The organism is Rhodoplanes sp. SY1 (assembly GCF_046000175.1).
Lineage (GTDB): Bacteria > Pseudomonadota > Alphaproteobacteria > Rhizobiales > Xanthobacteraceae > Rhodoplanes.
Map to the genome: position 1 here is coordinate 1 of NZ_JBEOMB010000541.1, position 717 is coordinate 717.

Here is a 717-nt window from a genome sequence, read left to right on the forward strand (position 1 = left end):
CGGACGGCCACTGGTGGACCGTGCACCAGGGCACGCTGGGGCTGTTCGTGAATGTCGACGCGCTGCGCGGAAAGCCGGTGCCGGCCTGCTGGGCCGATCTGAAGAAGCCGGACTACAAGGGGCTCGTCGGTTATCTCAACCCGACCTCGGCGGCGGTCGGCTATGTCGGCGCCATCGCGGTGAACCTGGCGCTCGGCGGCACGCTTCAGAACATCGAGCCGGGTCTCGCCTTCTTCAAGGACCTCGCGAAGAACGATCCGATCGTGCCGCAGCAGACGTCCTATGCGCGCGTCGTCTCCGGCGAGATCCCGATTCTGCTCGACTACGACTTCAACGCCTATCGGGCGAAGTACACCGAGAAGGGCAAGTTCGCCTTCGTCATCCCGTGCGAGGGCTCGGTGTCGTTCCCTTACGTAATGACGCTGGTGAAGGGCGCGCCGCACGCCACCGACGCCAAGCGCGTGCTCGACTATCTGCTCTCCGACAAGGGCCAGCTCGTCTGGACCAACGCCTATCTGCGCCCGGCACGGCCGATCGAGATGCCGGCCGAGGTGGCGGCCAAGTTCCTGCCCAAGGCCGACTACGACCGCGTCAAGGACATCGACTGGGGCGCCGCCGAGAAGATCCAGAAGACGTTCTCGGACCGCTATCTCGCCGAGGTGCGGTGAGCCGGTGCCGTGCCGCGGATGCGGCGCCACCCTCTCCCTGAGGGAGAGG

Annotated in this window: 1 protein-coding gene; it reads left to right on the forward strand. The window is 66.4% G+C overall.

The window, feature by feature from the left end:
- The coding region (locus ABTU92_RS30835) for an ABC transporter substrate-binding protein (protein WP_408095321.1) at positions 1–668 on the forward strand (668 nt) is incomplete at its 5' end.
- Positions 669–717 lie beyond the last annotated feature (49 nt).